This window comes from Microbacterium sp. 71-23 (assembly GCF_001897265.1).
Lineage (GTDB): Bacteria > Actinomycetota > Actinomycetes > Actinomycetales > Microbacteriaceae > Microbacterium > Microbacterium ginsengisoli.
In genome coordinates, this window is record NZ_MKSL01000017.1 from 469,235 (window position 1) to 489,882 (window position 20,648).

At 69.8% G+C, this 20,648-nt stretch carries 19 protein-coding genes and 1 tRNA gene; 14 read left to right on the top strand and 6 right to left on the bottom strand.

What is annotated here, in order from left to right:
- Positions 1-40 precede the first annotated feature (40 nt).
- Positions 41-1,492, top strand: a complete 1,452-nt coding sequence (gene pyk / locus BGO15_RS08925; RefSeq protein WP_045248112.1) for a pyruvate kinase — start codon at positions 41-43, stop codon at positions 1,490-1,492.
- A 52-nt stretch (positions 1,493-1,544) separates the two neighbouring features.
- Here the strand turns inward: pyk and BGO15_RS08930 are convergent.
- Positions 1,545-1,627 (bottom strand) — tRNA-Leu (locus tag BGO15_RS08930).
- Between the two features lie 49 nt (positions 1,628-1,676).
- Between BGO15_RS08930 and BGO15_RS08935 the strand changes: the two genes are divergently transcribed.
- Entirely contained in the window at positions 1,677-2,291 is a 615-nt protein-coding gene (locus BGO15_RS08935; RefSeq protein WP_045248113.1) for an ANTAR domain-containing response regulator, read from the top strand.
- Positions 2,292-2,299: 8 nt separating this feature from the next.
- Here the strand turns inward: BGO15_RS08935 and BGO15_RS08940 are convergent, their stop codons facing one another.
- Positions 2,300-2,731 carry a PaaI family thioesterase gene (locus BGO15_RS08940; RefSeq protein WP_045248114.1) on the bottom strand — a complete coding sequence of 144 codons (432 nt, stop codon included), beginning with the start codon at positions 2,729-2,731 and terminating at the stop codon, positions 2,300-2,302.
- Between the two features lie 77 nt (positions 2,732-2,808).
- On the opposite strand from BGO15_RS08940, the gene polA reads away from it, so the two are divergent.
- The 3 genes from polA (at position 2,809) to BGO15_RS08955 (ending at position 8,399) form a co-directional block, all read left to right on the top strand.
- Positions 2,809-5,442, top strand: a complete 2,634-nt coding sequence (gene polA / locus BGO15_RS08945) for a DNA polymerase I (protein ID WP_056209031.1) — start codon at positions 2,809-2,811, stop codon at positions 5,440-5,442.
- 171 nt (positions 5,443-5,613) lie between these two features.
- A complete protein-coding gene (locus tag BGO15_RS08950; RefSeq protein WP_056209035.1) occupies positions 5,614-7,287 on the top strand; it encodes a DUF885 domain-containing protein in 1,674 nt (557 codons plus the stop codon).
- A gap of 56 nt (positions 7,288-7,343) precedes the next feature.
- The gene (locus BGO15_RS08955; protein WP_056209039.1) at positions 7,344-8,399 is read left to right on the top strand and encodes an LLM class flavin-dependent oxidoreductase; all 1,056 of its coding nucleotides are present in this window, start codon (positions 7,344-7,346) and stop codon (positions 8,397-8,399) included.
- A gap of 3 nt (positions 8,400-8,402) precedes the next feature.
- On the opposite strand, the gene BGO15_RS08960 is transcribed toward BGO15_RS08955, so the two are convergent.
- Positions 8,403-9,734, bottom strand: a complete 1,332-nt coding sequence (locus BGO15_RS08960; protein ID WP_045248188.1) for an MFS transporter — start codon at positions 9,732-9,734, stop codon at positions 8,403-8,405.
- Between the two features lie 40 nt (positions 9,735-9,774).
- Between BGO15_RS08960 and BGO15_RS08965 the strand changes: the two genes are divergently transcribed.
- The 3 genes from BGO15_RS08965 to nicT all read left to right on the top strand — a co-directional run bounded on the left by BGO15_RS08965 (position 9,775) and on the right by nicT (position 12,225).
- A complete protein-coding gene (locus BGO15_RS08965) occupies positions 9,775-10,536 on the top strand; it encodes an SGNH/GDSL hydrolase family protein (RefSeq protein WP_200930902.1) in 762 nt (253 codons plus the stop codon).
- A 49-nt stretch (positions 10,537-10,585) separates the two neighbouring features.
- Entirely contained in the window at positions 10,586-11,008 is a 423-nt protein-coding gene (locus tag BGO15_RS08970) for a DUF1801 domain-containing protein (protein ID WP_056209043.1), read from the top strand.
- Between the two features lie 104 nt (positions 11,009-11,112).
- Entirely contained in the window at positions 11,113-12,225 is a 1,113-nt protein-coding gene (gene nicT, locus BGO15_RS08975; protein ID WP_082486225.1) for a Nickel transporter NicT, read from the top strand.
- 123 nt (positions 12,226-12,348) lie between these two features.
- On the opposite strand, the gene BGO15_RS08980 is transcribed toward nicT, so the two are convergent.
- Positions 12,349-13,152 carry a hypothetical protein gene (locus tag BGO15_RS08980; RefSeq protein WP_056518565.1) on the bottom strand — a complete coding sequence of 268 codons (804 nt, stop codon included), beginning with the start codon at positions 13,150-13,152 and terminating at the stop codon, positions 12,349-12,351.
- Positions 13,153-13,313: 161 nt separating this feature from the next.
- On the opposite strand from BGO15_RS08980, the gene lgt reads away from it, so the two are divergent.
- From lgt to BGO15_RS08995, 3 genes are all read left to right on the top strand, one after another.
- On the top strand, positions 13,314-14,204 hold the full coding sequence (lgt, locus tag BGO15_RS08985; RefSeq protein WP_056209049.1) for a prolipoprotein diacylglyceryl transferase: 891 nt from the start codon (positions 13,314-13,316) through the stop codon (positions 14,202-14,204).
- A 74-nt stretch (positions 14,205-14,278) separates the two neighbouring features.
- Positions 14,279-14,821 carry a Dps family protein gene (locus BGO15_RS08990; RefSeq protein WP_056209052.1) on the top strand — a complete coding sequence of 181 codons (543 nt, stop codon included), beginning with the start codon at positions 14,279-14,281 and terminating at the stop codon, positions 14,819-14,821.
- 131 nt (positions 14,822-14,952) lie between these two features.
- The gene (locus tag BGO15_RS08995) at positions 14,953-15,510 is read left to right on the top strand and encodes an HdeD family acid-resistance protein (protein ID WP_056209055.1); all 558 of its coding nucleotides are present in this window, start codon (positions 14,953-14,955) and stop codon (positions 15,508-15,510) included.
- 26 nt (positions 15,511-15,536) lie between these two features.
- On the opposite strand, the gene BGO15_RS09000 is transcribed toward BGO15_RS08995, so the two are convergent.
- Positions 15,537-17,531: a S9 family peptidase gene (locus BGO15_RS09000; protein ID WP_056209058.1), complete on the bottom strand. Its 1,995-nt coding sequence runs from the start codon at positions 17,529-17,531 to the stop codon at positions 15,537-15,539.
- A gap of 2 nt (positions 17,532-17,533) precedes the next feature.
- Positions 17,534-18,307: an SDR family oxidoreductase gene (locus BGO15_RS09005; RefSeq protein ID WP_056209061.1), complete on the bottom strand. Its 774-nt coding sequence runs from the start codon at positions 18,305-18,307 to the stop codon at positions 17,534-17,536.
- Between the two features lie 148 nt (positions 18,308-18,455).
- Here BGO15_RS09005 and BGO15_RS09010 point away from each other — a divergent pair, with 148 nt between their 5' ends.
- The 3 genes from BGO15_RS09010 to BGO15_RS09020 are packed head-to-tail and all read left to right on the top strand — an operon-like array spanning position 18,456 to position 20,643.
- Complete coding sequence (locus BGO15_RS09010; protein ID WP_056209066.1) at positions 18,456-18,929, top strand: NfeD family protein; 474 nt, start codon at positions 18,456-18,458, stop codon at positions 18,927-18,929.
- Positions 18,926-19,867: an SPFH domain-containing protein gene (locus BGO15_RS09015; protein ID WP_045248128.1), complete on the top strand. Its 942-nt coding sequence runs from the start codon at positions 18,926-18,928 to the stop codon at positions 19,865-19,867. Before BGO15_RS09010 ends, BGO15_RS09015 begins: the two co-directional genes overlap by 4 nt.
- Entirely contained in the window at positions 19,864-20,643 is a 780-nt protein-coding gene (locus tag BGO15_RS09020; protein WP_056209069.1) for a glycerophosphodiester phosphodiesterase family protein, read from the top strand. Before BGO15_RS09015 ends, BGO15_RS09020 begins: the two co-directional genes overlap by 4 nt.
- Positions 20,644-20,648: the final 5 nt, after the last annotated feature.

Consider the following 20,648-nt stretch of genomic DNA (forward strand, 5'->3'; position numbering starts at 1 on the left):
GAATCCAACCCCACAGCCACACACTGGAGCCGAACACAGGATGAGACGCGCGAAAATCGTCGCAACCCTCGGCCCGGCAACCTCCACCTACGAGATGGTCCGCGCGATCATCGACGCAGGTGTGGATGTCGCGCGCCTGAACCTTTCCCATGGCGACTACTCCGTGCACGACGCGAACTTCGCGAACGTGCGCCGGGCAGCCGACGACGCTGAGCGCCCGGTCGCGGTGCTCGTGGACCTCCAAGGTCCCAAGATCCGCCTCGGCAAGTTCGCCGACGGACCTCACGATCTCGCCCCCGGCGACATCTTCAAGATCACGGTCGAGGACATCCCCGGCACCAAGGAGATCGTCTCGACGACCTTCAAGGGCCTGCCGCAGGACGTCAAGGCCGGCGACTTCCTCCTCATCGACGACGGCAAGGTGCGCGTGAAGGTCCTCGAGACCGACGGCGTCACCGTCACGACCGAGGTGATCGTCGGCGGTCCCGTCTCGAACAACAAGGGCATCAACCTGCCCGGCGTCGCCGTGAACGTGCCGGCGCTGAGCGAGAAGGACGAGGCGGACCTCCGCTGGGCGCTGCGCATCGGCGCGGACATCATCGCCCTGTCGTTCGTGCGCTCTGCGAAGGACGTGCAGCGCGTGCACGTGATCATGGCGGAGGAGGGGCGCCACATCCCGGTCATCGCGAAGATCGAGAAGCCCCAGGCCGTCGACAACCTCGAGGAGATCATCGACGCGTTCGACGGCATCATGGTCGCCCGTGGCGACCTCGGCGTCGAGCTGCCGCTCGAGGCGGTGCCGATCGTGCAGAAGCGCGCGGTCGAGCTCTGCCGCCGCATGGCGAAGCCGGTCATCGTCGCGACGCAGATGCTCGAGTCGATGATCCAGAACCCGGTGCCGACCCGCGCCGAGACCAGCGACGTCGCCAACGCGGTGCTCGACGGTGCCGACGCGGTCATGCTCTCGGGCGAGACGAGCGTCGGCGCGTACCCGGTCGTGGTCGTGGAGACCATGGCCCGCATCGTCGAGTCGACCGAGGAGCACGGTCTCGAGCGCATCGCGCCGCTGACCACGAAGCCGCGCACGCAGCCCGGAGCGATCACGCTCGCGGCCCTCGAGGTCGCCGAGTTCGTCGACGCGAAGTGGCTGTGCATCTTCACGGAGTCCGGTGACACTGCCCGCCGCATGGCTCGCCTGCGCCCGCGCATCCCCATGATGGCGTTCGCCGCCGACCCGGCGATCCGTCGTCGTATGGCGGTCAGCTGGGGTGTGCAGTCGACCATCGTCGAGCACGTGCCGCACACCGACCGCATGTTCATCCAGGTGGACGACTTCTTCCTCTCGCACGGCCTCGCGAAGGTCGGCGACAAGGTCGTCGTGATCTCGGGATCCCCTCCCGGCATCATCGGCTCCACCAACGACATCCGCATCCACAAGATCGGCGACGCCGTGCACGGCAAGGCCCCGATCTACCAGGCGGAAGCCGAGTAGCACCGGTACGACGAAGAGGGATGTCCCGCGGGACATCCCTCTTCGTCGTCGGTACCGGTGGTGGGACTCGAACCCACATGCCCTCACGGACAACCGATTTTGAGTCGGTCGCGTCTGCCATTCCGCCACACCGGCGTGCGGCCTGCGCCGCGCATCGGGTTTGACCATACCTTAGGATTCAAAGGTGACTGATCTAGACGTACCCGCCCAGCCCGCGGCCCCGCGCCGCGTCGTCGTCGCCGAGGACGAGTCGCTCATCCGACTCGACATCGTCGAGATCCTGCGCGACAACGGGTACGACGTGGTCGGCGAGGCCGGCGATGGCGAGACGGCTGTCGCCCTCGCGACCGAGCTGCGCCCCGACCTGGTGATCATGGACGTGAAGATGCCGCAGCTCGATGGCATCTCCGCCGCCGAGAAGCTCAACAAGAACCACATCGCCCCGGTCGTGCTCCTCACCGCCTTCAGCCAGAAGGAGCTCGTCGAGCGGGCGAGCGAGGCGGGCGCGCTCGCCTACGTCGTGAAGCCGTTCACCCCGAACGACCTGCTGCCGGCGATCGAGATCGCCCTCGCCCGCCACGAGCAGATCATCACGCTCGAGGCCGAGGTCGCCGACATGGTCGAGCGCTTCGAGACCCGCAAGCTCGTCGACCGCGCGAAGGGTCTGCTGAACGAGAAGATGGGCCTGAGCGAGCCCGAGGCGTTCCGGTGGATCCAGAAGGCGTCGATGGACCGCCGTCTGACGATGCAGGATGTCGCGAAGGCGATCATCGAGCAGCTGGCTCCGAAGAAGGCCTGAGCGCCGCCTCAGACGCCGGGAGCGTCGCGCACCATGTTGGTGATGCGCACCGTCGAGCACCGGCGACCCGCGTCATCCGAGATGGCGATCTCGTGCACGGTCAGCGACCGTCCGAGGTGGATCGGCGTGCACACGCCCGTGACGTAGCCGCTCGTGGCCGACCGGGTGTGGGTGGCGTTGATGTCGATGCCGACGGCGAGCCGGCCCGCCCCGGCGTGGAAGTTCGCGTGCATCGAGCCCATGGACTCGCCGAGCACGACGTAGGCGCCGCCGTGCATGAGGCCGACCGGCTGCGTGTTCCCCTCGACGGGCATGCGGGCGATCGCGCGGTCGGGGCCGAACTCGATCCACTCGAGCCCCATCTTCTCGGCGAGGGCTCCCATGCCGCGCGACTGCGCCCAGGCGAGTCCGTCGGCTCCGGCGGGCAGGTCGGGGCTCATCGCACTCCTTCGGGATGTCACGGCGCGGCGCCCGATCGGACCCGGCGGGTGTCGGCGCGCGTCGTTAGGCTGGCACGGTGACCGATTCCGCTCAGCCTACCCTTCTGGTCGTCGACGGCCACTCGCTCGCGTTCCGCGCCTTCTACGCGCTGCCGGTCGACAACTTCACGACGAAGGACGGCCAGCACACCAACGGCATCTACGGGTTCCTGTCGATGTTCGTCAACCTGCTGAAGGCCGAGAAGCCTACGCATCTCGCGGTCGCGTTCGACACCTCGCGCGTGTCGTTCCGCACCCGCGAGTACGCCGAGTACAAGGCGAACCGATCGGAGACGCCGCCCGAGTTCGCCGGCCAGATCCCGCTGTTGCAGGACTGCCTGCGGGCCATCGGTGTGACCGTTCTCACCAAGGAGGACATCGAGGCAGACGACATCCTCGCGACGCTGGCTACCCGCGGCGCGGAGGCCGGCTACAAGGTGCTCGTCTGCTCGGGCGACCGCGACACGATCCAGCTGGTGACCGACGATGTCACCCTCCTCTATCCGAGCGTGCAGGGCGTCTCGCAGCTGAAGCGCTACGACCCGGCCGCGGTCGAGGAGCGCTACGGCGTCCGTCCCGAGCAGTACCCCGACATCGCGGCGCTCGTGGGGGAGACCAGCGACAACCTGCCGGGCGTGCCGAAGGTGGGCGAGAAGACCGCGGTGAAGTGGCTCACGCAGTGGGGCACGCTCGAGGCACTGCTGGAGAACGCCGACAAGATCGGCGGCGTGGTCGGCGGCAACCTGCGCGAGCATCTCGACGATGTGAAGCGCAACCGCGCCCTCAACCGCCTGCTGCGCGACGTCGAGCTCCCGGTGTCCCCGGCCGATCTCGAGATCGGTGCCACCGACCTGCAGGAGGTGCGCGACATCTTCGCGCGGCTCGAGTTCCGCACGCTGATGCCGCGCCTGCTCGAGGTGATCGATGCGGGCGACGACCAGGGCGAGAGCGCCCCGGTCACGGTCGCCCCGGTCGCCGTCGAGTCGACGCCCGCCGACGCCGCCACCTGGCTCACGGGTCGCACCGGGGACGTCGGCGTGGTCGTCACCGTCGAACAGGGCACCCCGGCGCGCCTCGGGTTCGCGGATGCGACCGCAGCCATCGAGCTGAGCTGGTCGGATGCCGCGGCCACGGCGATCGGCCCGTGGCTCGCCTCCGACGCACCGAAGGTGCTGCACGATGCGAAGCCGCAGCTCAAGGCGCTGCGCCGCGCCGGCGCAGATCTTCGCGGCATCGTCTTCGACGCCGCCCTCGCCGGCTGGCTCATCCGCCCCAGCTTCCCCGACAAGACGCTCGGCGACCTGGTCGAGCGCTACCTCGGCGAGAAGCTCCCTGAGGCCGATCCGACGCAGCTCGTGCCCGAGACGGAGGGAGCGACCCCCGGTCAGCTGGCCTGGTTCGTCGCGCGTGTCGGAACCGCGATCCGTGACGACATCCCGTCTCCTCTCGCGCGCGTGCTCGATGAGATCGAGCTGCCCACTCTCGACACCCTCGCCGACATGGAGCTCGCGGGCGTCGCGGTGTCGCACGACCACCTGTCGGCCTTCTCGACGGAGCTCGCCACGCGTGCCGACGCGATCGCCGCCGACGCCTTCGCGGCGATCGGACGCGAAGTGAACCTCGGGTCGCCGAAGCAGCTGCAGGAAGTGCTGTTCGACGACCTGCAGCTGCCGAAGACCCGCAAGACCAAGACGGGCTATTCGACGGATGCCGCGGTGCTCGCCGATCTGCAGGAGTCGAACCCGCACCCCTTCCTCGACCTGCTGCTGCAGCACCGCGAAGCGACGAAGCTGCGGCAGATCATCGAATCCCTCGATGCGGGGATCCAGGACGACGGACGCATCCACACGACCTACGTGCAGACGGGCAGCCAGACCGGCCGCCTGTCGAGCACCGACCCGAACCTGCAGAACATCCCGGTGCGCACCGAGGAGAGCCGCCGCATCCGAGCCGCCTTCGAGGTGGGCGCCGGGTTCGAGACACTGCTGACAGCCGACTACTCGCAGATCGAGATGCGCATCATGGCGCATCTGTCGGGCGATCCGGGGCTGATCGAGGCGTTCCGGTCCGGCGAGGACCTGCACCGGTTCGTGGGTGCGCGCGTGTTCGGCGTCGACCCGGCCGAGGTCTCCCCGGCGATGCGCACGAAGGTGAAGGCCATGTCGTACGGTCTCGTCTACGGGCTGAGCGCCTTCGGACTCTCCAAGCAGCTGCGCATCGAGCAGTCCGAGGCGAAGCAGCTGATGACCGAATACTTCGCGCGGTTCGGTGCGGTTCGCGACTACCTGCGCTCGTCGGTCGAGCAGGCCCGTATCGACGGGTTCACCGAGACGATCTTCGGTCGGCGCCGGCCGTTCCCCGACCTCACGAGCCCGAACCGCGTGCTGCGCGAGAACGCCGAGCGCGCCGCGCTCAACGCCCCGATCCAGGGGAGTGCGGCCGACATCATGAAGCTCGCGCTGTTCCGCATCCACGACGAGCTGCGCAGCGAGGGGCTGGCCTCCCGCGTGCTGCTGCAGATCCACGACGAACTCGTCGTGGAGGTCGCGCCGGGGGAGTGGGATGCCGCGGAGCGGATCGTGCGCGAGCGGATGGGCGATGCCGCCGACCTGTCGGTGCCGCTCGACGTGCAGATCGGTCACGGCCGCGACTGGAACGGCGCCGCGCACTGATCGCTCCCGCACCCGCGTGCCGCGCGGATCGACGCCGCGGCCGCCGCGTGCGGATCGGCGACGTGTGAGCCACAGCAGGAGCGGTGTCGCTGCGGGGGGTCGCCCGCAGGAGAGCGGCGAACTGCACGACAGGTTTGGCCTGCGTGAGGCGGCATGCCTAGGCTCGATGCCATGACCGACGCAGAACGCACCCCCACCCGGATCGATGCGATCGCGGAGGCTTGGGTCGACAGGCTCGCCGAGCTGTCGCCGATGGCCGCGACCTACATCGGACGCTTCGAGCACAACGGCCGCTTCGACGACCTGTCGCCCGAGGGGGAGCAGGAGAAGCACGCCGCGATCACCGCCGTGCTGCGCGATCTGTCCGATGCCCAGCCGGTCGACGACATCGACGCGGTCACCCTCGCCGACCTCCGCTCCGAGCTGCAGCTGCAGGTCGATCTCCACGACGCGGGCGCCCATCTGCGGGACCTCAACGTGATCGCCTCACCCGCGCAGGAGCTGCGCAACGCGTTCGACCTCATGCCCACGGACTCGGTCGAGGACTGGACGGTGGTCGCCGAGCGGCTGCGCGCACTGCCCGCGGCCCTGAACGGCTACGTGTCGACGCTGCGCGAAGGCATCCGCACCGGCGTGGTGCCCGCCCGTCGCCAGGTCGACGAGGTCGTCGGTCAGATCGCCCGCTACACGGCGGAGGACGGCTTCTTCGCGGACTTCGTCGGCGGCGCGACCCTTTCCGACGGCGCCCTGCCGGCCTCGCTCGCGCGGGAGCTCACGGATGCCGCGGGTGCGGCCCGCGTCGCCTACGACGACCTGGCGCAGGTGCTGCGCACCGAGCTCACCCCCGTCGCGCTCGAGCACGACGGCGTCGGTCGCGAGCTCTACTCCCTGCACTCCCGGCGGTTCCTCGGGGCGACGATCGATCTCGATGAGACCTACGAGTGGGGAGTCGAGGAGCTCGCGCGCATGGTCGCCGAGCAGGAGTCGATCGCGAACGAGATCCTGCCCGGGGCATCCGTGGCCGAGGCGGTCGCGCATCTCGAAGCCGACGCCTCGCGCAAGCTCCACGGCACCGCCGAGCTGCAGCGCTGGATGCAGGAGACGAGCGATCGCGCGGTCGCCGAGCTCGGCCGCAGTCACTTCGACATCCCCGAGCCGGTGCGTCGCCTCGAGTGCATGATCGCCCCCACCCAAGAGGGCGGGATCTACTACACCGGCCCGACCGACGACTTCTCGCGTCCGGGACGCATGTGGTGGTCTGTGCCGGAAGGCGTCACCGAGTTCGACACGTGGCGCGAGCTGACGACGGTCTATCACGAGGGCGTTCCGGGGCATCACCTGCAGATCGCGCAGTCGGTCTACAACCGCGCCCAGTTGAACTCCTGGCGTCGCCTCATCGCGGGGTCGTCGGGTCACGCCGAGGGCTGGGCACTCTACGCCGAGCGCCTCATGGAGCAGCTCGGCTACCTCGAGGATCCGGCGGACCGCCTCGGGATGCTCGACGGGCAGCGGATGCGCGCGGTGCGCGTGGTGCTCGACATCGGGGTGCACCTGGGCAAGCCGCGCCTCGACGGCTCGGGCACGTGGGATGCCGACTATGCGCTGGAGATCATGCGTCAGAACGTCAACATGTCCGACGCCTTCATCCGGTTCGAGGTGAACCGCTACCTCGGGTGGCCGGGCCAGGCGCCGTCGTACAAGGTCGGACAACGCATCTGGGAGCAGATCCGCGACGCGTACCGTGCCGCCCAGGGCGACGCGTTCGACATCAAGGCGTTCCACAAGAAGGCGCTCGACATCGGCGGCGTCGGTCTCGACACGCTGCGCAGCGCCCTCGTTCCCTGAACGGGAATGCCGGGCCGCGGCATCCTGTTCCATTCCCCTGAATGAAAGGGTGACCCATGACGGATGACGCATCCCGAGCCGCTGCGGTGGAGTTCGGACTCGACACCTTCGGCGACGTGACGGCCGATGAGACGGGGGCGACGCTCACTGACGCCCAGACGATCCGCGACGTCGTCGAGCAGGCCGTCGTGGCGGATGAGACCGGGCTCGCGTTCTTCGGCGTGGGGGAGCACCATCGCCACGAGTTCGCCGTCTCGAGCCCTGAGATCGTGCTCGCCGCCGCCGCGGCGCGCACGTCGCAGATCCACCTCGGCACCGCGGTGACGGTGCTCTCTTCCGATGACCCGGTGCGGCTGTACGAGCGGTTCGCCACCCTGCAGGCGGTGTCGTCGGGTCGGGCCGAGATCATCCTCGGTCGCGGCTCGTTCACCGAGTCGTTCCCGCTCTTCGGCTACGACCTTCACGACTACGAGGTGCTCTTCGAGGAGAAGCTCGACCTGTTCCACCAGCTTCGCGCCGAGCAGCCCGTCACGTGGTCGGGTCGCACCCGCGCCGCCCTCACCGACGCCGACGTCTTCCCCAAGACGGAGACCCCCATCCCGACGTGGATCGGCGTCGGGGGCAGTCCGGAGTCGGTGGTGCGCACGGCACGCTATGGATTCGGCCTGCTGCTCGCGATCATCGGCGGGTCGCCCGCCCGCTTCCGGCCCTACGTCGATCTGTTCCATCGCGCGACCGCGTCGTTCGGGCACGGCGCGCTGCCCGTCGGTGTGCACTCGCCGGGCCACATCGCCGACACGGACGAGGAGGCCTGGGAGCAGCTGTATCCGGCGATGGAGTACAACCGCAACGCGATCGGCCGCGAACGCGGGTGGCCCCCGTACAGCCGTGCGCAGTTCGCTCACGACGTCTCGCCAGAGGGTGCGATCTACGCGGGATCACCGGAGCGCGTTGCTCAGAAGATCGCCGACGCCGTACGCACGCTCGACCTCGACCGATTCGATCTCAAGTTCTCGAACGGCACGCTGTCCCACGCACGGATGCTGCGTTCGATCGAGCTCTACGGCACGGTCGTCGTGCCGCGGGTGCGGGAGCTGCTCTCTGGTGAGTGAGCGTCAGCGGCGCGGTGTGCGGGGCGACTCGAGACCGAGGTGCACGCGAGTGCGCCGCCGCTCGATCACGATGAAGGTGGCACCCAGGGCCCACAGGGGCACCTGTACGAGGAACGCGGCACGGAACGCGTTCAACGAGTAGGTGCCGGGAGTTCCCGCCCCCTGCAGGTCGAGCGCGAGACCGATGAGGAACACGGCCACCAGCGCGGCGAGGAATCCGCCGACATTCGTGATTCCGGTCGCCGTGCTGAGCCGGTGCTGGGGGTTGTGCGTGCGGGCGTGGTCGAACGCGATCATCGACGCGGGTCCGCCGGTCGCGAGCGCGATGGCGAGCACGACGAGAAGCCAGACCGGGGCCGTCCCCGGCCACAGGATGACCGCCATCCATGCCACGAACTGAAAGGCCACGCTCGGCAGCACGAGCAGGTGGGACCGGCGCATCGGCAGACGGGCCGAGAGTGTCCCCATGATCGGCCCGAGCGCCATGCCGATCACGACATATACCGTCGTGATGCCACTGGCTCCCGCTGTGCTGAGGCCCTCGCCTGAGGTCAGGAACGGGATTCCCCACAGCATGACGAACGCGGTTCCTGCGAACGGGGTCGTGAAGTGGGACCAGAACGCGAGACGTGTGCCGGGGTGCGACCACGCTGCCCGGACGCCGACACGGTTGTCGATCGTCGAGGTGATCGCCGCGATCGTGCCCGTTCGGGTGTCGACCGAGACGTCAGCGGTACGCCCCGGCGGTCGATTGCGGATGATCACCCAGGTGAGGATCGCGAAGAGCACGCAGAGGGAGGCGAGGCTCGAGAACGCGATCGTCCAGGAGGTCGCGTGCAGCAGCGCCGCGAGGGGGAGGATCGCCAGCAGCTGACCGGCCTGTCCGACGATGCCGGTGAGCTGCATCATCACGGGGGCTCGTTGTGCCGGGAACCATACGGCGACCACGCGCAGGATGCTCGGGAAGATGGCCGCGTCGCCGGCGCCGATGAGCATGCGGGCGGCGATTGCGATGCCGACGTTGGGGGAGAACGCCATCACCAGCTGCCCGGCGGCCATGAGGAGCATCCCGATCGCGATGATGGGGCGCGCGCCGAAGCGGTCGAGCAGCACGCCGATCGGCACCTGCATGCCGCCGTAGACGCCCAATTGCAGCACCGCGAACATCGCGAGGGTCGACGCGTCGGCGTGGAACCGCGCCGCCGTGTCGACGCCGACCGCGGCGAGCGAGGTGCGGTTGGTGACCGACAGCAGATAGGCCGCGACGCCGACTCCCCAGATGAGCCACGCCCGCCAGCTCGGGGCGACGGGGGCGAGGGGGTTCACTCGTCCCAGCGTAGTCCGCGCGCCTTCCGCGGCGGCGTAGGGTGAGCGCGTGGCATCCGTGCGATATGTGGCGATCGGGGACTCGTTCACCGAAGGCGTGGGCGATGAGCTCGACGACGGGTCGGTGCGCGGCTGGGCGGACCTCACGGCCGCCGGCTGGGCGCATGCGGCGGGGGAGCCGATCGAATATGCCAACCTCGCCATACGCGGGAAGCTCGTCTGGCCGATCGTCGAGCAGCAGCTCGAGCCCGCGCTCGCTCTGCGCCCCACGCACCTGTCGTTCAACGGCGGCGGCAACGACATGCTGAGACCGCGCACCGGCATCCCCTCGATCGTCGACGCGTTCCGCCACGTCATCCGGCGGTGCGACGAGGAGGGCGTGCAGCTGATCCTGCTGTCGGGGGCGAACCCGTCGGCGAGGCTGCCGATGTCGAGTCTCATCCAACGGCGCGGCGACGAGCTGTCGCGCGCGGTCGAGGAGATCGTCGCGGACCGCCCGGACATCATCCGGGCCTACAACTGGCCGGACCGCGAACTCGCCGGGCCCGACTACTGGTCCGACGACCGCCTGCACATGAACGCGCGGGGTCATCACCGTGTCGCCGCGCGGGTCATCGAGAGCGTCGGGCTCGAGGCGCCGCGGGAGTGGTGGTCGCTTCCGGATGCCGCGGCCCCCTCCGGCCCCGGCGGCTGGGCGTACTACCGCGCCCACGTCGTGCCATGGGTGAAGCGCCGCCTCACCGGCACGTCGTCGGGCGACGGCCGCGTCGCGAAGGCCGGCACCTGGGTGCTGGTCTCACCGTCGTCGTGAGCGCGACCCTGGCTCGACGGCCACACGCGCCCTGCGCCAGACTCTCGTCATGAGCGCCCTCAGTCCCGACGATCTCATCGCCGCGATCCCCGTCGCGACACGCCGAGCCGATGCGCGCCTCCTCCTGGAGAGGTTCGCCCGCGCGACGGGGGAGCCCGCCACGGTCTGGGGGAGCAGCATCATCGCGTTCGGCAGCTACCACTACCGCTACGCGAGCGGACGCGAAGGGGATGCACCGGCCGCAGGCTTCGCCGCCCGCGCGTCGACGCTCGTCGTCTACGTGCCCGACGGTCTCGACGCGCACGCGGACGCGCTCGCGCGCCTCGGCGCGTACCGGGCGGGGAAGGGATGCCTCTACCTCAAGAGCCTTGCCGACATCGATCTTGACCTGCTCATCGACATCATCACGACGGCGTCGGATCGGGTGAAGGCGGGGTCGGCGATCCACGGCGCCGGCGGGGCATCCGCCTGACGAGGCGCTTTCTCACGGCCCGCCCGGGGGCGGACGCGGGGGAGCGGGCGTAGCGTCGCCCCCACGCGGCGACGACGCCGACGCTGACCCTCCGGAGGACCGCCATGTCGCTGCTCGACGCCCCCGCCTCCGGCTCGGCACCGAGTTATCGGCTGGATGCGGGTGGGTGGCGTCGGGTCGCACTGATGGGCGCGGTCATCCTCACACTGTTCGCGGTGGGGATCGCGCTGGTCGCCGCCGCGACGGGAATGCATGTCGCTATCACGGGGGAGGGCGCGGGCGGGAGCGGCTCGGTCTTCGGCTGGGCCACCGGCATCCTCGCGTTGACCCTCGGCATGAGGCATGCGTTCGACGCCGACCACATCGCGGCAATCGACAACACCACGCGCAAGCTCGCCGCCGACGGCAAGCGACCACTCGCTGTCGGATTCTTCTTCTCGCTCGGGCACTCATCGGTCGTGTTCGCCCTCGCGGTGCTGCTCGCCGCGGGAATGGGCTGGGTCGCCGGGCAGGTCACCGACGATGCGTCACTGCTGCACACGATCACGGGGATCATCGGGCCCACCGTGTCCGGTTCGTTCCTCGTGATCATCGCCGTCATCAACACCCTCGTGACAGTCGGGATGGTGCGCGTGTTCCGCAGGATGCGCACGGGGGAGTTCGACGAAGCCGCGTTCGAGGAGGAGCTCGCGAAGCGCGGCCTCCTCAACCGTGTGTTCGGCCGCATGGCCGACCGCATCGACGCGTCGTGGAAGATCTACCCGCTCGGGGTGCTGTTCGGCCTCGGATTCGACACGGCGACCGAGGTGGCGCTTCTGGTGATCTCCGGCACCGCGGCGGCTGCGGGACTGCCATGGTGGGCGATCCTGTCCCTCCCGATCCTGTTCGCCGCGGGTATGTGCCTGTTCGACACCGTCGACGGCGTGCTGATGAACTTCGCCTACGGATGGGCGTTCCTCGGCGCGGCGCGCAAGGTGTATTACAACGTCGTCATCACCGCGATGAGCGTGTTCATCGCCCTCGTGATCGGCGGATTCGAGCTCGCCTCGGTGCTGGCCACCAATCTCGGCTGGGACATCCCGGCGATCGGCTGGTTCACCAACCTCGACGTCCTCGGATTCGCGATCGTGGGAACGTTGCTCGCGACCTGGCTGATCGCGGTCATCGTGTGGCGGCTCGGCCGATTCGAACACCGCCTCGCGATCCCGACGAAGTGAGCGGATGCCGCGGCTTCATCGCATAGCCGGGGGCCGCAGCGCTCCTCAGGCATGGAGTGGGGACGGGGCCTACTCCTTTATTCTGACATAATGCGCATTATCGGATAATGCTTATACGGGGACTCAGCCGCCGAACTCGGCGGTGAGCTGCACCGGAGTCTGATTCGCCGCGCACGCATCGCGCAGTCCGGTCGACGCCGGGAACAGGTGGTTGGTGAAGAACGCCTGGCGCAGAGCCTCCGGCGTGCGCTGCGGTGCAGAGACGGCCGCGGCATAGCCGTTGAGCTCCGTGGCGTCGTTCGCGGGCGCGGTCGCTGCAAGCTGCGTGAACTGAGCGGCCGCGGCATCGAGACGGCTCTTCCATTGCTCGAGCCCGAAGGCATGGGCGGTGCTGTAGCCCTCGATGGCGTTCATGACGGCGCTCTGCGCGGCACCGAATCCCGCACACACCGCCGACAGCGACGAGTCGCTCGTGAACACCGCGCTCGAATAGGTCGGCGTCGCCGTCCACGTGGCGCCGTCCGGAACGACCACGGACACGTTCGGCGATGACGTCGGACGAACCGTCCAGGTCCACGTCGCCGTCGACCCGCAGGCGCCGACAAGCCCGGCCTGGCGATCGGGCGTCGCGTCGGGAATGTCGACGGTGTAGGTGCCGGTTCCGACGCACGAGAACGACAACGTGACGGTGTGTGCGCCCTCCGGCACCGCGAGACGTGCATCGTCGGTCGGCGTCGGCGGGTTCGTGCCGACACCGCTCAACGGCGCCCCGACAGAGGTGACCACCGGGGTATCCGTCGCCGACGGAGACGCCGTCGCCCCGGACGATCCGGATGCCCCGAGCGTGCCGCCGTTCGCAGCGCACCCGGTCAGTGCGCCGATGACCACCGCCGCGATGACTCCACCGACGGCCCGACCGTGCGACATCCCACGCATGTACCGCTCCCCCATGACGTTCCCCCGTCGATCTCGGGCATCGCCGTCGCGTGCCCGCCTGTCCAGGCTACCCATCGCGCGTGCACGTGCCGCTGATCGAAATCCCGCCGGTGTAAAGTTCCCGACGGCGTCCTACCCCCGCCGCCTCGCACATGTCGCATCTCAGCATCCCCAGCCCGCCTCCCGCGTGGGCGCAGTTCTCGATCGGCCCCGTGACAATCCACACGTACGCGCTCTGCATCATCGCGGGCATCGTGGTGGCCGTCCTCCTCACCGAGTGGCGTCTGCGGCGCCGCGGCGTCGCACCGTGGACGGTGATCGACATCGCCCTGTGGGCCGTGCCGCTCGGGATCATCGCGGCGCGGTTCTATCACGTGTTCACGCACGTGGGTGACTACTTCTACCCGGGTGCGAACCTCTGGAACGTGTTCGCGATCTGGGACGGCGGCAACGCGATCTACGGCTCGCTGCTCGGCGGCGCGCTCGGTGTGTGGATCGGCTGCCGCCGCGCCGGTATCCGTTTCCTCTCGTTCGCCGATGCCATGGCTCCGGGGCTCCTCGCCGCGCAGGCGATCGGCCGTCTCGGCAACTGGTTCAACCATGAACTGTTCGGCCTTCCGACGACCCTCCCCTGGGGGCTTCAGATCGAGTCGACCAACCCGAAGTTCCCGGCGAACCTGCCACCCGGAACCCTCTTCCAGCCCCTCTTCCTGTACGAACTGGTGTGGAACCTCATCGGGGTTGCCGTGATCCTGCTGCTCGAGCGTCGCGTGCGCCTGCAATGGGGGCGCGTCCTCGCGATCTACCTCATGTGGTACGGGTTCGCGCGCACGTTCCTCGAGCTCATCCGCATCGATCCGACCAGCGACGGCCTGTTCGGCATCCCGGCGAACTCGTGGACCTCGATGCTCGCTGTCGTTGCAGGTCTCGTTCTGTTCGTCGTGCAGACCAGACGGCATCCGGAACCGGAGCCCTCGATCTTCACCCGCGAGGATGCCCCGGCCTCCCGGCCGCGGACGGCCGACCCTGCGCCTGCGGCGTAACACACCGCCTTCCGGCCCCGCTGTCACCTCACGCGCGTAGCGTGGGGGCATCCGGCCCCGACGAAGGAGGACGCATGTCCACCACCCTCACTCCCACCAAGAACAACCGACGAGCCGCGCGCGGCGCCGAGCTGACCGATGAGCAGAACGCGGAGTCCGGGTTCACCGCGTCCGCCCAGCTCGCCGACAACCTCCAGCGTGTGCTCGTCGACCTGATCGAGCTCTCGCTGCAGGGCAAGCAGGCGCACTGGAACGTCGTGGGCACGAACTTCCGCGATACGCACCTGCAGCTCGACGAGATCATTGACGCCGCCCGGGAGTTCTCCGACACCGTGGCTGAGCGGCTGCGCGCACTCCACGCCCTTCCCGACGGCCGCAGCGACACCGTCGCCGAGACCACGACTCTCCCCGAGTTCCCGCAGGGCGAGGTGTCCACCTCGGAGGTCGTCGACCTCATCACCGAGCGCATCGATGCGGTCACCGCCACAGTGCGCGGCGTGCACGACGACGTCGACGGTGAAGATCCGACGAGCGCCGACATCTTGCACGCGATCCTCGAGCGTCTCGAACAGCTCGCGTGGCTCGTCAGCTCGGAGAACCGCGTCCCGCGTCGCTGACCGTCGCACCGTGTAGAGCGGATGCCGCGGCGTCACGTCGCGACATCCGCTCTTCACGTTCTCCCCCGCGTTCGGCGCGAGCGATACAGTGAGCCCACGGGTCCCCAGGTTTCTCACAGAAAGCACGCATCATGACTACTGCTCCCACTCCGGCCGACACCGCCGTCAACGGCATTCGCACCGCCCTCGGCATCGGCGGCGTCGTCGCCCTGATCGTCGGCATCCTGATCCTCGTCTGGCCGTTGAAGACCGCCTCGGTGGGCACCGTCATCATCGCGATCTACGCGATCGTCTCCGGTCTCGTCTACCTCGGACTCGGCATCTTCTCGAAGGTGCGCGGGCTCTGGTCGCGCATCGGCCACATCCTGCTCGGCATCGTGTTCATCGCCGCCGGCATCGTCGCGTTCTCGAACCTCACGAGCGCGACCATCTTCCTCGCGGTGTTCGTCGGCGTGTTCGTCGGCATCACCTGGATCGTCGAGGGCGTCGTCGCGCTCACCACGCTCGACGGCTCGTCGGGCCGCGGCTGGACGATCTTCTACGCGATCGTCAGCCTGCTGGCCGGCATCACGCTGCTCTTCTCCCCCGCGATCGGGGCGGCGTTCCTCTGGATCTTCGTCGGCGCGTCACTGCTCGTGCTCGGCATCGTGCAGATCATCCGCGCCTTCACCTTCGGCAAGTCCGCGTGATCTGAGGCGCCGGGTGCGGCGACCGCTCAGTCGGTCGGCAGCACCCGGCGCCACCAGTCGAGCACCGCGTCGAAGCGCTCCACGCGATGACGCGGCTGGCCCGCGCGCGTGAGCTCGTGGTTCTCTCCGGGGAAGATGAGCATCTCGGCGTCGACGCCGGCCGTGCGCAGCGACAGGTAGTACCGCGTCGCCTGCTCGAGCGGGCAGCGGAAGTCCAGCTCGGAGTGCAGCACGAGCGTCGGCGTACGCACCTGATGCGCCACGGCGGCAGGGCTCTGCGAGGCGACGAGCGCCGGATCCGTGCCGACGTACTCCTGCCCGAAGAACGATCCGATGTCGCTCGTGCCGACGAACGCCTCCGGGTCGAGGAAGCCGCGCTCGACGATCGCGCCGGCGAACCGGTGGTCGTGCGCGATGACCCACGCCGTGAGGTAGCCGCCGTACGAGCCGCCCTGCACGCCGAGGCGGGTGCCGTCGAGGCGCGCGTCGGCCGCCAGTGCCGCCTCGAGGAAGTCGATCACGTCGGTGAAGTCGACGGTGCCCATCGCCTGACGGATGCTGCGCCCGTGCGCCCGTCCGTAGCCGGCCGACCCGCGCGGGTTGCAGTAGACGACGGCGTAGCCCGAGTCCACCAGCACCTGGGTCTCGTCGAACACGTGCACGCCGTACTGGGCGAACGGTCCGCCGTGGATCTGCAGGATCACCGGGAAGGGTCCGTCACCCTCGGGAACCGCCACCCACCCGTGCACCGGGTAGCCGTCGCGGGCGGCGATCTGCGTCTCGACCGGGGTCACAACGCCGCTCGCCCGCAGCTCGCCGCCGAGGTCGACGATGCGCCGGGGGTCGCCGTCGCCGTCGATCTCGACCAGAGCGCCGAAGGTGTCGGGGGCGGCGATCGCGGCGATCACGCGGGCGCCCGCGGCATCCGCCCCGACGCCCGTGACCTCGGCGTCCGCCAGCAGCACGCTCGTCACGCCCGCGCGGGTGACGCGTACCAGCTCGACGCGCCCGCGGGTGCGGTTCTGCACCAGCACGTCGTCGCCGGCGAGGGTGATCGCGCTGCCCGGCTCTCCGAGGTCGAGCGCGTCGGGGTCGGTGAGCAGCCGCACCGATCCCTCGTCGACGAGTCCGAGCGCGACGCCCGGCGCGATGAAGTCGACGTGGGAGTCGCCGAGCGTGTGGCCGAGCACGAACAGCGCGCCGTCGGGTGACGCGACGACCTCGTCGATCGCGTAGCCGGCGTCGAGGCCGAGCACCTCGCGCTCCCCTCCCCCGTCGACCCGCACAGCGACGAGCCGCGAGCGCAGGTCGATGCGCTCGTCGACGATCGGCGACGGCGAGGTGATCACCTCGGTGCCGTCCGGGGTGAACGCGAGCAGGTCGTGCCACACCGCCCCCGAGGTCAGCGCCGTGGCCTCCGCGGGCACGACCCGCGGTGTCGGCGGCTCCTCCCCCTCCGCCACGACGCGCGGGGCCGGGGCGTAGAACGGCTCGCCCGCGGCATCCGGCACCGGCACGACGAAGACGTGCGACGGGCGGTCGAGCGTGTACCCGAGTCCGTTGGCGTGCCAGCGCAGGCCCGTCACGCGCCGGGGCGACTCGGATGCCGCACCCAGCCCGTCGACCGTGCCGTACCGCCCCTTCTCGGGCACGAGCGCGAGGTAGGCGAACGTGCCGCCGTCGGGTGAGAAGACGAACGAGCTGACGCCGAGCGGTGCGTCGGTGACCTGCACGGGCTCGCCGCCGAGTGCGGGCACGACGTGGATCTGCGCCGAGCCCTTCGCGTCCCCGCGCAGGAACGCGACCACGGTGCCGTCGGGCGACAGCCGCGGCGCACGGTCGGCGATGCCCCGGGTGAGACGTCGCGGCGCGCCACCGGGCAGGTCGATACGCCACAGCTGCCCGACGGCACGGTTGGCCGCGACGTCGGGTCGCGAGGTCGCGTAGACCGCGAACGAACCGTCGGGAGCGACGGCTGGCCGGGAGACGGAGACGAGCTTCTCGATGTCTGCGGCACGCATGGTCACTCCCCCAGGAATGAGCTCGTGTCTCCGACGAGTCGGGTGTTGTCGGCCGGAACCGGGTCGACGGCGGCGAGGGCGACCTCGGCGGCGAACTCGGCGACGTTGTAGAGCTTGCCGGCGTCGTCACGCCGTGCGGCGATCGCGCCGGGGTTCGCGCGCTCGAGCAGGGTCGCGGTGATCGTGCCCTCGATCATGTCGCCGGAGACGACGGTGAAGCCGATCCCCTTCTCGTCGAGTGTCGGGATGAAGGCGCGCAGCGCATCCTCGCCCGCGCGCTTCGAGAGCGCCACCGGCTCGTACTCGGCCATGGTGGGCGTCGTACGGATGAAGTGCGCCTGGTGGCTCGTGACGAACACGATCCGCGCCTCGGCGTTCAGGTGCGGGAGCGCCGTGGTGAGCACGCTGACCTGGGCGTCGCGGTTCAGCTGCAGCGCGTAGTCGGGCGCCATGCCCGACTCCATGCCGCCGGAGGCGTTGAGCACGAGGATGTCGAGCCCGCCGAACTCCGCCGCGGCCGCCTCGAACATGGCCGCGACGGACGCCGGGTCGGTGAGGTCGGCGCCGACGACGAGCGCGCCGACGCCCAGCTCGCGCAGCTCGGCGGCGAGCTTCTCGGCCCGCGGGGCCTTGTTGCGGAAGTTGATGACGACGTTGGCGCCCGCCTGGGCGAAGTAGCGCACGGTGTCGGCGCCGATCCCCCGCGACGACCCGGTGACGAGGGCGGTCTTTCCGGCGAGGCTGCCGGGGGCAAGGGGAACGAGGTGCTCGGTCACGGAGGACTCCTGGGATGACGTGTCGAATGCCGCGGATGAGGATGCCGCGGGCCGCCTTCGACCCTACCAACCACCCGTCATCCGGCCTGGTGATAACGGCTCGCGCACGCCCTCCCGCTGTTAGGCTCGAGACAGCGAGGAGGCCCGTATGGACATCGTCACCGCGATCACGCAGTTCGCCTGGATCGTCTGGATCGCGCTCGCCGCCGTCTTTCTCGTCGTCGAGATGCTCACCCTCGACTTCCTCTTCCTGATGTTCGGCATCGCCTCGCTCGCGGGCCTTGTCTCAGCCCTCACCGGCGCGCCGCTCTGGCTCCAGGTCGTGATCGTCGCGGTTGTCGCCGTGCTCCTGCTGCTGCTGATCCGGCCGCCGCTGCTGCGACGCCTGCGGCGCGGCGAGGACCCCACGCCGACCAACGTCGCCGCCCTCATCGGGATGTCCGGACGCGTCGTCGCCACGATCGACGCCACCGGCGGCCAGGTGCGGCTCGCGAACGGCGAGATCTGGAGCGCGCGGGCCGACGCGGCATCCGTTCTCGAACCCGGCACCGAGGTCAGCGTCGACCGCGTCGCCGGGGCGCACGTCCATGTCATCCGCCGCACCGAAGGGCTCCCGGTATGAACCCCGACTCCATCATCCCCGTCGCGATCGGCTGGGGACTCGCGATCGCGATCGTCATCTTCGTGCTCGTGGTGCTCTCCCGCGCCGTGCGCATCATCCCGCAGGCGACCGCAGGCGTCGTCGAGAGGCTCGGGCGCTACCACAAGACCCTCGCCCCGGGTCTGAACCTGCTGGTGCCGTTCATCGACCGGCTGCGCCCCCTCATCGACATGCGCGAGCAGGTCGTGTCGTTCCCGCCGCAGCCGGTGATCACCGAGGACAACCTGGTCGTCTCGATCGACACCGTCGTGTACTTCCAGGTGACCGACGCCCGGGCCGCGACCTACGAGATCGCGAACTACCTCGGCGCCGTCGAGCAGCTCACGACCACCACCCTGCGCAACGTCGTCGGCGGGCTCAACCTCGAGGAGGCGCTCACCAGCCGAGACGAGATCAACGGCCAGCTGCGCGTCGTGCTCGACGAAGCCACGGGCAAGTGGGGCATCCGCGTCTCGCGCGTCGAGTTGAAGGCCATCGACCCGCCCGTGTCCATCCAGGACTCGATGGAGAAGCAGATGCGCGCGGAGCGCGACCGCCGCGCCGCGATCCTCACGGCGGAGGGGTCGAAGCAGTCGCAGATCCTCGAGGCCGAGGGGCGCCGGCAGGCCGAGATCCTCAAGGCCGAGGGTGACAAGCAGGCGCAGATCCTGCGCGCCGAGGGCGAGGCGCAGGCCATCCAGGCCGTGTTCGACGCGATCCACGCGGGCAACCCCGACGAGAAGCTGCTGGCCTACCAGTACCTGCAGACGCTCCCGAAGATCAGCGAGAGCCCGTCGAGCAAGCTCTGGATCATCCCGAGCGAGCTGACCGACGCCCTCTCCCAGATCGCGGGCGGGTTCTCGGGCGCCGCCGGGCGCGCCGCGGCATCCGCGCCGAAGCCCGGAGAGCCGACCGCGTGACGCACCCCTTCCTCGCGGGGCCGCTCCCCCGCGTGTTGGCCCACCGCGGCCTGGTGACGGCAGAGGCGGCCGCATCCGGCATCGCCGAGAACAGCCTCGCCGCGATTGCGGCGGCCCACGCTGTCGGTGCCGACATCGTCGAGTCCGATTGTCACCTCACCGCCGACGGCACCGTCGTGCTCTTCCACGACAGCGACCTCTCCCGGGTCACGGGCGACCCGCGGCGCCTCTCCGAGGTGACCACCGTCGAGCTCGAGGCGCTCATGCGGGAGCGCGGCGGTCTCGCGGTGCTCGCCGACACGCTCGACGCGTTCCCCACCGTGCGGTTCAACCTCGATGTGAAGGCGGATGCCGCGGCCGAGCCTGTGGGCCGCCTCGTCGCTCCGCACGCGGCGCGAGTGCTGGTGACCAGCTTCGACGATGCCCGTCGGCGGCGGGCGCTCGCCGCGGCGGAGGCGGCGGGCGGAGAGCCCGCGACCTCCGCGGGAAGCTCTGTCGTCGCGCGTGCCGTCGGAGCGAGCGCCGTGCGGCTCCGCCGGGCGTTCGGGCGTGCGGTCGCGGGGGTCGACGCGCTGCAGGTTCCCGTGCGTCAGGGACCGGTGCCCGTCGTCACCCGTCGACTGATCGACGATGCCCACGCGCACAGCGTCGAGGTGCACGTATGGACGATCAACGACCCGGGCGAGATGACGCGCCTCGTCACGCTGGGCGTCGACGGGATCGTGACCGATCGGGCCGACGCCGCACTGCACCTGCTGCGACGCGCCCGGTCGTGACCGGG

Bases quoted from the DNA above. Each gene is read 5' to 3' on its own strand.
- pyk (WP_045248112.1), top strand. From the start codon at position 41: ATGAGACGCGCGAAAATCGTCGCAACCCTCGGCCCGGCAACCTCCACC.
- BGO15_RS08955 (WP_056209039.1), top strand. From the start codon at position 7,344: ATGACGGATGACGCATCCCGAGCCGCTGCGGTGGAGTTCGGACTCGAC.
- BGO15_RS08970 (WP_056209043.1), top strand. From the start codon at position 10,586: ATGAGCGCCCTCAGTCCCGACGATCTCATCGCCGCGATCCCCGTCGCG.
- BGO15_RS08950 (WP_056209035.1), top strand. From the start codon at position 5,614: ATGACCGACGCAGAACGCACCCCCACCCGGATCGATGCGATCGCGGAG.
- BGO15_RS08995 (WP_056209055.1), top strand. From the start codon at position 14,953: ATGACTACTGCTCCCACTCCGGCCGACACCGCCGTCAACGGCATTCGC.
- BGO15_RS09000 (WP_056209058.1), bottom strand. From the start codon at position 17,531: ATGCGTGCCGCAGACATCGAGAAGCTCGTCTCCGTCTCCCGGCCAGCC.
- BGO15_RS08940 (WP_045248114.1), bottom strand. From the start codon at position 2,731: ATGAGCCCCGACCTGCCCGCCGGAGCCGACGGACTCGCCTGGGCGCAG.
- BGO15_RS08980 (WP_056518565.1), bottom strand. From the start codon at position 13,152: ATGTCGCACGGTCGGGCCGTCGGTGGAGTCATCGCGGCGGTGGTCATC.
- BGO15_RS09010 (WP_056209066.1), top strand. From the start codon at position 18,456: ATGGACATCGTCACCGCGATCACGCAGTTCGCCTGGATCGTCTGGATC.
- lgt (WP_056209049.1), top strand. From the start codon at position 13,314: ATGTCGCATCTCAGCATCCCCAGCCCGCCTCCCGCGTGGGCGCAGTTC.
- nicT (WP_082486225.1), top strand. From the start codon at position 11,113: ATGTCGCTGCTCGACGCCCCCGCCTCCGGCTCGGCACCGAGTTATCGG.
- BGO15_RS09015 (WP_045248128.1), top strand. From the start codon at position 18,926: ATGAACCCCGACTCCATCATCCCCGTCGCGATCGGCTGGGGACTCGCG.
- BGO15_RS08990 (WP_056209052.1), top strand. From the start codon at position 14,279: ATGTCCACCACCCTCACTCCCACCAAGAACAACCGACGAGCCGCGCGC.